Raw genomic sequence first — 2,765 nt, 5'->3', positions numbered from 1 at the left:
TGCAGAAATTAGACCATAAGCGATCGCAAAGTTACAAAAATCTGTTTCTGTTTCGAGTTTTTTTTGGACAAAACTCATTAATTCTGTTGATAAATCTGGCTGAATATTCGTAAATAAACGAATCAAAGTTCGACCCATTTGTAAACTTTGCAGACGCAATTCTTCTGTCTCTTTAACTGCCGTTGCCCAATTATTCCAATTATTTAAAAGCTGTAAATTTCCTGAATTAGTTTCCAAATAAGCTCTAACTATTAATGCTGCTTCTAATCGAATACTTCCAAATTTGAGACAATCTATCAACCAATTTTTGAGACTATCATAATCGGAAATTTTTCCTGTAGTTACTAATACTTCAATACCTTCTGAATAACTATAAGCTCCTACTGGTAACGCCGGACTTGCTAACTGTAAAAGACATAAAAGTTGGTTTTCTCCCTGGTTTTGATAGTGCATGATTTCCGGTTTATAAAACAGACATATATATGGTTTGCTATCTCTTGCTTAATGACCATGACCATAAGCTCCTATTTCTGGTTGAAATGGAGAGATTTCTTCTATAATTTCCATACCTAATTGTTCCAGCATAGCTTTTAACACTGGGTCTGGAGATAACTTTAAATTGGTAGGAGTAATTTCTATTGGTATATGTCTATTACCTAAATGATAAGCTGCCCTGAGTAAATCTAAGGAAGTTTTCCCTGTTATTCTCAGGATGGGTTCTGGTTTAGCAATTATTCTGACTATAAACTCACCCGTCTCATTGGCCAGTAAGTCGCGATCGCGCAGCACTGTTCCTCTAGACAAACGCAGATGTAAAATTTCCCCATTCTCTGTATCAAAACGATAGCGACTCCTGGTCCGTTGTACTGCAGTCAGAGGTAAAGTCAAACAAACTACTGCATTTTGGTCAGCAGCTAAACGTTGGGTTAAAATTACCATTGTCAGTCATGGGTTTATTGACTACTTGTTCGCTCTTGTTGAAGACGGAGCAACTCAGTTTGAATTCTTTCTCGTAAGGTTTGATTAATCTTTTGAGCCATTGTAATCTGATTAAACAGAGTAACGGTCATATCATTACTATCAATAATTTTTTTAGCTTGATTGCAGTAATTCACGGCAATTACTTGAATATTTCGTGGTAGATCGTTAACAGTGTTTTTCTGATTGCAAATAATTGGAGGAATAGATCCTCCTGGACTTTGTTTTTGAAATTCATTTTGAATTTCTTGATAAACTCCTATTCTTAAGTTTTCAATTTGTAAAACTGTAGTACTATATTTAGTTATTTCTTCATCTGTAAAGTTTGCTTCTTGTTCTTCTTCTGTATCTGTAAAAGATTCCTGAGCGTAGACAGCTCTATCAAATACAGGAATTAATGAGTTAGATAACCTAGTAGGTATTACACCCATCATTAAGCCTAATATAGATAGAGTTACTGCTGATAAAGACTGGGACATTAGTCTATGGGGATATAGTGGAACAGTACGAAATAAAGCTTTAATCTTCATAATCTGTGATAACGAATAAAATTTAAACTATCTAAATACTTACGAATTATTTTAGTCCGAGAAAGTTCCTAATTACTTAAGAGTTTCTAATGAAAGTGGAAAAATTAAAGTTATTTATAATACAGCACATCATCTGTGTTTGATCCAAGAATTTGTAATTTTTAGGAACTAGATATTTTATTCAATAGGTATATTTTAAATATAAAGCTCTGGGATATGTAATAGCTGTAGGCCAATTGGGAATTCTACTTATAGAACCCATTTGAGATATCTTTAAAAAGAGGGATTGCACATTAATGATAATAGATTTTAAACTGTACATATATTGAGGAAAGAATTATCCAAAAATATCTACTTTCGGATTTTATCATTCCTGATTGTGCAACGCCCATTTTCTTTGTTCTTGCACAGCTGTGGAGACTTCTGTCAGAGCAGTTTGATTTGGGTGATTTTTGTGTAAAAATCTAGGGTTTTTGCCCATTACTTCTGCTTTTGAATAACCAGTTATTGTTTCAAAGCCTTGATTCACATAAACTATAGGATTATCTGTTTGAGTAGAGTCAGTAATCATTATCCCATTTTGACAAGCATCAATTGCTCTGTGTAATAATTGTAATTGCTCCTCATTTTGTTGATGTTCTGAAAGCTCTTGTTTGAGTTTAGTGTTTTCTTCTTTCAATTTTTGTTTTTGTTTAGTCATCATCATTTGATTTTCTACACGAGCCAATAATTCTTCTATTTGTAGTGGTTTAGTAATATAATCTACTCCTCCCACAGAAAATTCTTTTACTTTATCTACAGAACCGTTGATAGAGCTAACAAAAATGATAGAAATATCTTTCGTTTTAGGGTTTGCTTTTAACTGTTGACAAACTTGATAACCATCTACTTGTGGCATCATAATATCTAATAAAATTAAATCTGGCACTTGTGATTGGATAGTTATTAATGCCATTTCTCCATTGGTGGCTTCCCTTACTTAATACCCTTTTTCAGAGAGTATTTTAGCTAAAATTCGGAGATTATTAGGTTGGTCGTCCACTACTAAGATATCACCCAAAAATTCTTTAAATTGATTGTTATCCATAATTTTAAGTATATACACTGAAATTAGTAATTTACTCTAACTAAATCCATTGAAATATTTCAGTAAAATTACCTACTAAATAATAATAATTGTGAAAAAATTATCTTTATTTTAGATAATTTTACTGAAATATTTCAATGGATTTAGTTAGAGTAAATTACTAATTTCAG

Annotated in this window: 4 protein-coding genes and 1 pseudogene; all 5 read right to left on the bottom strand. The window is 32.2% G+C overall.

The window, feature by feature from the left end:
• Window positions 1-453, bottom strand: a 453-nt coding sequence (locus F6K13_RS27030) for an urease accessory protein UreF (protein ID WP_287288989.1), incomplete at its 3' end; no start/stop codon positions are given.
• 48 nt (window positions 454-501) lie between these two features.
• On the bottom strand, window positions 502-939 hold the full coding sequence (gene ureE, locus F6K13_RS27025; RefSeq protein ID WP_124145442.1) for an urease accessory protein UreE: 438 nt from the start codon (window positions 937-939) through the stop codon (window positions 502-504).
• Between the two features lie 14 nt (window positions 940-953).
• Window positions 954-1,508 carry a DUF4168 domain-containing protein gene (locus F6K13_RS27020; protein WP_124145443.1) on the bottom strand — a complete coding sequence of 185 codons (555 nt, stop codon included), beginning with the start codon at window positions 1,506-1,508 and terminating at the stop codon, window positions 954-956.
• Window positions 1,509-1,875: 367 nt separating this feature from the next.
• The gene (locus F6K13_RS27015; RefSeq protein WP_275670388.1) at window positions 1,876-2,208 is read right to left on the bottom strand and encodes a PAS domain-containing protein; all 333 of its coding nucleotides are present in this window, start codon (window positions 2,206-2,208) and stop codon (window positions 1,876-1,878) included.
• Between the two features lie 24 nt (window positions 2,209-2,232).
• Window positions 2,233-2,475, bottom strand: a pseudogene (locus F6K13_RS27010) (response regulator); the annotation flags it as partial.
• Between the last annotated feature and the right edge of the window lie 290 nt (window positions 2,476-2,765).

Origin of the sequence: Okeania sp. SIO2B9 (assembly GCF_010672505.1) — a bacterium.
Lineage (GTDB): Bacteria > Cyanobacteriota > Cyanobacteriia > Cyanobacteriales > Microcoleaceae > Okeania > Okeania hirsuta.
The sequence above is the reverse complement of the archived record's forward strand: the minus strand, read 5'-3'. Positions and strand labels throughout refer to the sequence as shown.

What these genes read in the sequence shown, in the direction of transcription:
- F6K13_RS27020 (WP_124145443.1), bottom strand. Translation starts at nt 1,508, where the DNA reads ATGAAGATTAAAGCTTTATTTCGTACTGTTCCACTATATCCCCATAGA.
- F6K13_RS27015 (WP_275670388.1), bottom strand. Translation starts at nt 2,208, where the DNA reads ATGACTAAACAAAAACAAAAATTGAAAGAAGAAAACACTAAACTCAAA.
- ureE (WP_124145442.1), bottom strand. Translation starts at nt 939, where the DNA reads ATGGTAATTTTAACCCAACGTTTAGCTGCTGACCAAAATGCAGTAGTT.